At 72.6% G+C, this 6,321-nt stretch carries 7 protein-coding genes; all 7 read right to left on the reverse strand.

Going from position 1 to position 6,321, the window contains the following annotated elements:
* Positions 1-600 (reverse strand): sulfite exporter TauE/SafE family protein (locus FDZ70_05315; GenBank protein TLM77492.1); only part of this gene is annotated, 600 nt, incomplete at its 3' end.
* A 138-nt stretch (positions 601-738) separates the two neighbouring features.
* Positions 739-1,065 (reverse strand): hypothetical protein, encoded by a 327-nt coding sequence (locus tag FDZ70_05320; GenBank protein ID TLM77493.1) that lies wholly within the window; start codon positions 1,063-1,065, stop codon positions 739-741.
* Positions 1,066-1,172: 107 nt separating this feature from the next.
* Positions 1,173-1,847 (reverse strand): hypothetical protein, encoded by a 675-nt coding sequence (locus FDZ70_05325; GenBank protein ID TLM77494.1) that lies wholly within the window; start codon positions 1,845-1,847, stop codon positions 1,173-1,175.
* A gap of 25 nt (positions 1,848-1,872) precedes the next feature.
* Complete coding sequence (locus tag FDZ70_05330) at positions 1,873-3,555, reverse strand: DUF4445 domain-containing protein (GenBank protein TLM77495.1); 1,683 nt, start codon at positions 3,553-3,555, stop codon at positions 1,873-1,875.
* 4 nt (positions 3,556-3,559) lie between these two features.
* A complete protein-coding gene (locus tag FDZ70_05335; protein ID TLM77496.1) occupies positions 3,560-4,252 on the reverse strand; it encodes a PAS domain-containing protein in 693 nt (230 codons plus the stop codon).
* On the reverse strand, positions 4,249-4,518 hold the full coding sequence (locus tag FDZ70_05340; GenBank protein TLM77497.1) for a hypothetical protein: 270 nt from the start codon (positions 4,516-4,518) through the stop codon (positions 4,249-4,251). Before FDZ70_05340 ends, FDZ70_05335 begins: the two co-directional genes overlap by 4 nt.
* 73 nt (positions 4,519-4,591) lie before the next feature.
* Positions 4,592-6,321 (reverse strand): ATP-dependent Clp protease ATP-binding subunit (locus FDZ70_05345; GenBank protein ID TLM77498.1); only part of this gene is annotated, 1,730 nt, incomplete at its 5' end.

A 6,321-nucleotide genomic window follows, 5' to 3' on the forward strand; every position in this document is an offset into this window, starting at 1 on the left:
GTGCGACAGCGCTCCCGCCACGGCGCCGAAGCCGAGCATGAGCGGCACGGTGCCCAGCCCGAAGCCGAGCATGATGGTCGCGCCGGACACCGGCGAGCCGCTCGCGGCCGCCGCCGCCTGCTGCGCCATGAGCGGCGCGCACGGCATCAGGCCGGTGAGCAGGCCGAACGTGACGGGCGTGCCGAGCGAGACCTTGCCCTCGGCCGCCTCGGCGCGCGCCTTCGAGCGGGTGCGCGACAGCGCGCGCACGAGCGCCTCGGGCGGGCGCGGGACGAAACGGTTGAGTGCGGGGAAGCGCCCGGTCATCTGCAGGCCGAGGAGCACCATCAGGACCGATGCGACCACGATGAAGTAGCCGCGCAGCCCGCCGAGGGACTCGTCGAGGCCGAGCAGCAGGCCGACGCTGCCGAGCAGCAGGCCGACGATGACGTAGCTGACGATCTTCGCGCCCTGGTAGGCGAGGTGCGGGAGCATCCGGCGCAGCCAGGGGCCCTCGGTCTCGTCCTTGACCGCGTAGGTCAGCACGAGCGGGCCGCACATGGCCACGCAGTGGAAGCTCGTCGCGAGGCCGACCAGCAGCGCTGCGATGAACAGGTTCATGGGCGTTCGATACCTTCCGTTGCGGCGACGAGCGATCGTGCACGTCGCATGAGCAGGGGCGCACGCCTGCACCTGCGGCGGTGCGGACGCGCGCCTACGCCGCCGCGCCGATCGGGCACGGCGGCCGCAACGGTGGTGTCAGACGCGCAATCGGGTCCCTGCGCGGGCGTCGCCCGGAGTCTGCGCGAAGGCCGAGACGAAGCCCGGGCCCGCGCCGGCCAGCATCAGCGCGACGACGAGGACGAGCAGGGTGACCGCCGCGATCGACGGCTGGACCGGCGGCGCGCTCGCGAGCATCTCGCCCGACATGTGCACGTCCGCACCGGTCATCGCGGCGTGGCCGCAGGCGCCGGTGGGCATCGCCCCGAGCTCGCAGGCGATGACGCACCCACCCGAGACGACCAGCGGCAGGAACGCGACGGCCGCCACCGCGACGACGAGCCACGGCGTGAGGTGGTCACGCATCCTTGTCATGCTCCGCACCGGGGTCCCTCCCTCGGCGGACTCTCAACGCCCCGGCAAGTGCAAGGGGCGTGCCATCATCGGCGCACGGACGGCACCCTTCACGTGCGCTACATCGGGCTGGAGTTCTCGTTGCTCCCGTCGGCGTACAGCACCACGATCTGCGAGGCGAACGCCTGCTTCGAGCTGCGCATCGCCTCGAGCACGGTCGCGCCGAGCCACCGGTCGTCCGTGCTCGCGAAGTCGAGGTCGGTCGTCACCACGACGGCGCCGCGCTGCGCATCCGCGCGCGACCCTGTCACGTGCGCGAGCCAGGGCTCCTTGGTCGACCCGTAGGCGGACTCCAGCCACGACGCCATCTCCTCGGCCTTGGCGGGAGCCGCGGGCAGCTCGGATGCAGCGGGGACCGATCCGAGCGACGCTGAGACCGGCATGTCCTGCTCGCCGAAGATGTAGAGGATGCCGTCGAACGGCGCAGCCGTGGCGGTCGACGCACGGGCCATGATGTCGGACAGCGCGACGTCGCGCTCGGCGTTCGCCATGCTCGTGCGCACGTAGACGACCGGCACGCCGAGACGCGTCGTCTGGTCGACGGTGGTCACCTTCGCGTACCAGGGCGCGCCGCCCAGCGTCGCGTCCATCCACGACTTGAAGTCGGCCGCGGGCTTGGTGTCCCAGCCGCCGGGTGACTCGGCCTTCGCGCAGCCGCCGCCCGAGCAGCCGGCTGCCAGCGCGGCGAGCGCAGCCATGGCCACCAGGACGTACAGGGTCCGCTTCATCTTCACGAGCCTTCCTTCGCGACGGGATCGTTCACGGCCGGTCGGGGAACGCGAGCGAGGCGACGAACACCTCCCGGAACCGCGGATGCGGCGCCAGGTCGAGCGTGCGGGCTGCTGCGGCGACCACCTCGGCCGCCTCGCGTGCCGCGGGACTCGCCAGCACCGCGACGGCACCCGCGAGCGACGTGTTGCCGGCAGCGTGCACGCGGCCCGCCCAGGACTCGTCGAGCACGCCGAGCCGCAGCAGCGAGCGCTCGCACGCATGGTAGCCGAAACCGCCGGCGATACGTACGCGCGGCACCGAGCCGCGCGGGACGCGCGCTTCCTCGAGCAACAGCGTGCACGCGGCCCGCACGGCGCCGCACGCGAGCTGCACCGCGCGAACGTCCCCCTGCGTGAGCACGACGCCGTCGGCGACCTCGAACACCACCTCACCGTCACGTTCGCGTGCGCGCGCACCGAGCGGCCCGGCGGCGCGCATGCGCCCCTCGCTGTCGAGGATGCCGGCGTCGAGCAGCGCTGCGACGAGGTCCAGCAATCCGCTGCCGCAGATGCCGCGCGCCGGAGCGCCGCCGACCGTCCCGACGGCGAGGCGCCCGTCGGCCCACTGCACCCGCTCGATCGCCCCGTCCTCGGCGCGCATCCCGCACTCGATCGCGCCGCCCTCGAACGCCGGACCGGCCGCGGCAGAGGTCGCCAGCAGGCCGTCGCCGGTCGCGAGCAGCACCTCGCCGTTGGTCCCGAGATCGACCAGCAGCGTCCCGCGCGGCGCGTCGGCAAGCCGGGTGACGACCGCGCCCGCGACGGCGTCGCCGCCGACGAACGCCGAGACCGCCGGGAGCGACGAGACGCGCACCTCACCGAGGGCGCCCATGCCGAGCGATGCGGCCGTTCGCCGCATCGGCGCCGTGAGCGCGCCCGCGTACGGCGCGGCGGCAAGCGGTGAAGGGTCGATGCCGTAGAGCAGGTGGGTCATCGCGGGGTTGCCCGCGGTCACGACCTCGAGCAGCGCGGCCGGCGATGCGCCTTCGCGCGCGAGCAGCCCGGTCACGAGAGCCTCGACGGCGCCGGCGACGGACGCCTGCAGCGCCTCGACGCCCCGCGTGCCCGCCGCCGCGACGCGTGCGAGCACGTCCGCACCGAACGCCGCCTGCGGGTTGTCGGCCGCGGCGGTGGCGAGCACATCACCGTTGCGCAGGTCGACGAGCGCCGCGGCCAGCGTGGTCGTGCCCACGTCCACGGCGGCCCCGAGCGTGCGCGCGCCCGTCGCCTCGTGCCGCTCGCCCGGCGCCGCGACGGGGTAGCCCTCGACGGCCGCCGAGGTGACCGCACGCGTGGCGCCCGCGACGCGAGCGGACACCGGGCGGACCGTCACCGCGCCGAGTACGCGCGCCCGGCATGCCAGCCGCACGCCGCGCGCGAGGTCGGCCGCGGAAAGCGCACGGCGCTCGTCGGCGGTCGGCTCGGAGACGTCGCCCTCGGCCACGACCGCGCACCCACCGCACACGCCGGTGCCGCCGCAAGGGACCTCGACACGCACGCCCGCGACGCGCGCGACTTCAGCGACGGTCGAACCTACGGCCGCCGACACGACGGCGCCTTGCGGGTGGAAGGTGACGGTTGCGCGGTCCACGGCGCTCCTCGCGGCATACTGGTGGACAGCCTGCCTGCGGCCATTGTAGCGACGCCGGTGCGCACGCGAGCGCTCCGACAGCGCGCTACCGCTCGACGCCCACGACCTCGAACGCCACGACGGACCCGCCGGGCGCGCCGCCCTGCGACAGCATGGTGGTCGAGCTGACCGACAGCACGGTCGTCTCGCCGTCGGGCCACAGGATGCGCTGGGTGACGTCCGAGCCGGTCACCGACGCGATGGCCGGGAGACGTCCTGGCTCGCCCGAGCCCTGCGGGCTGCCGTCCGCATCGACGGCCACCCAGTCGGCGGGGCGCTGCGTGCCGGTGCTCGCGTCCTCTGAGACCATGAGGATACGCCGCGCGGCCGAGTTCGCGAACGTCACGCGGCCGGTGTCGTCGACGATGACGATGCCGCACGGCACGGTGTCGATCACCGAGAGCATCATCTCGTGCTGGCGATCGAGCGCCCAGAACGCCCGCCCGCGCTCGTTGAGCAGCGAGCGCATGTACGCCTGGTGCGCGGCGTACGCGAGCAGCGGCACGAACAGCAGCTCCATGTAGTCCTCGTACACGTCGAGCGCGGCGGTGACGCCGAGGTCCTCGAGCGTGTTCGAGACGCCGACCATCGCGTAGAGTGCCATCGCGGCGAACAGGAACCCGCGCGACCAGGTGTCGAACACCCCGCGCTTGGCCGGCCGCGCCAGCAGGACGAGCACCGCCGAGGCGGCGAACGCGATCGTCGAGATGATATCCGCCAGCGGGACCAGCGCGTTCATGCCGCCGCCCCCCAGCTCGTGCGCATCGCGATGATGCCTCGCAGGAAGAGCAGGCCGGAGGCCGCATAGCCGAGATGCTCGAGGAAGTTGAGCAGGTCGGGAGCTGCGAACCCCTCCGCGATCGTGAAGACGTACGAAGCGAGCATCACGGCGAACGCGGCGTAGAACCACTCACGTCCTCGGACGCGCGCCCTCGAGGCCGCGCGAAGGCACAGCGGCGCGAGGACCAGCGCCAGCGCTAGGCTCACGACCTCGTTCGGCTGCACTACCTCACCCCCGCGGCCGACCTCCCTCGTACCATTCTACGCAGGTGAGGGCGCTCCCGACGAGGTCCGGCCGCTACTCCCGCTCCTCGGCGACGACGGCGCCGTCGCTCACGCCGAGGCGGACCAGGCGCACCTCGCCGAGCGGCGGCAAGGCCACCTTCGCGAGCACGAGCCCCGACACGAGGTCCTCGGTGTAGTGCTCGACCTCGATGAGGTCCGACAGCTTCGACGTCTCTTTGAGCAGCAGGTCGACCACGCCATCGTCCCACGTGATCTTGAGCCCGCGCTTCTCGAAGCGCTGCGTCACCTTCGGCAGAACGGAATCGCGCAGGTAGACATCCTTGCTCGCATCGGTCACGGCGACGAGGTCCGAGAGCACCATGTCCATCTGCCGGCACAGCGCCCGCCCGAGGACCGCCTCGGCCAGTGCGGCCGCATCGGTCGCCACGCGCTCAGGCGCGTCGCCCCTGCCGAAGACCGAGCCCAGGGGGACCTTCCGCGCCTCGGGCGTATCCGCCGAGACGGGCACGAGGACCACGGCGTCGCTCAGGTAGTAGCGGCCGCCCGCGCTGTCCTCGATGAAGCCCTGCGCGAGCCCGTTGGCGAGCACCTCGCCGACGACCGCGTGGCACACGTCGGCGCCCTCGACCACGACGACGGTGCACGGGGTGACCGCGAGCTCGTGGATGGGCAGCGCGCCGCCGAAGCCGATGTAGCCCGGCGGCGGACCGATGAGCGAGTTGACGGACTCCTCGTCGCGCATCTGGTTGAGGTCCAAGTCCAGGATCCGGTCGGGCGAATCGAACAGCGCGCGGGACAGCGCACGCGCGATCTCGACGGTGTGCATCGCCGCGTCTCCGACGAGCGCGGCCACGAGATTCGGCCGGCACGCGTCGACGTCGAGCGCGTTCAAGGTCGTGTTCAGGCGCCCGATCACCTTCTCCGCAGACGCCGTGTCCGCCACGCCGAGCGCCGCGAACTCCTTGCGCAGGCGCGTGAGCGCCTCGGCCGGCGGGAGCGGGTGTCCGGCGAGGCGCGAGGTGACCTCGCTGGCGTTCTCGGTCGTCACGGCCGTCTCACCGCCTGCAACGGCGTGTGCGACCACCTGCTCGAGCAGGTCGAGCGCCTTGTCGGGGAAGGTGCGCGAGCGCAGATACTCGTCGGCGAAGTTCACGAGGCCTGACAGGATGTCGTCGCTGACCTCGACACCTCGCTTGTCCTTGAGCGCGTCGCGGCGCAGCTTCAGCACCTCGAGCGCTTGCTCCGGGCCCATCTCCTTCACGGGGATCGGCTGGAAGCGCCGTGACAGCGCCTTGTCCTGCTGGATGTGACGCCGGTACTCGTCGTCCGTGGTCGCGGCGATGACGGCGATCTCACCGCGGGCGAGCGTGGGCTTGAGCATGTCGGCCATGCCGCCCTGCGACCCGCCCGCGCCCATGACGGTGTGCGCCTCGTCGATGAAGAGGATCACGTCGGGCTGGGACGCCTCGGCGATGATCTTGCGCATCCGCTCCTCGAAACTGCCGACGAGGCTCGTGCCGCTGACGAGCGATGACGTCTCGATCGCGAGCACGCGCACGCCCTTGAGCAGCTCGGGGACATCCCCTGACGCGACCTTGCAGGCGAAGCCCTCGACGATGGCGGTCTTGCCGGAGCCGGCGGCGCCGATGAGCAGCGGGTTGCGCTTCTCGGTGCGGCAGAGCACCTCGACCACCGTCTGGATCTCGGCGTCGCGGCCGTAGATGCCACGGACGCGGCCCGAGCGCACATCGGCGGTCAGGTCGCGCCCGAACTGGTTGATGG

This window comes from Actinomycetota bacterium (assembly GCA_005774595.1).
In the GTDB taxonomy this organism is placed as follows: Bacteria; Actinomycetota; Coriobacteriia; order Anaerosomatales; family D1FN1-002; genus D1FN1-002.

Coding starts and splice junctions, on each gene's coding strand:
- FDZ70_05320 (TLM77493.1), bottom strand. CDS start 1,065: ATGCGTGACCACCTCACGCCGTGGCTCGTCGTCGCGGTGGCGGCCGTC.
- FDZ70_05335 (TLM77496.1), bottom strand. CDS start 4,252: ATGAACGCGCTGGTCCCGCTGGCGGATATCATCTCGACGATCGCGTTC.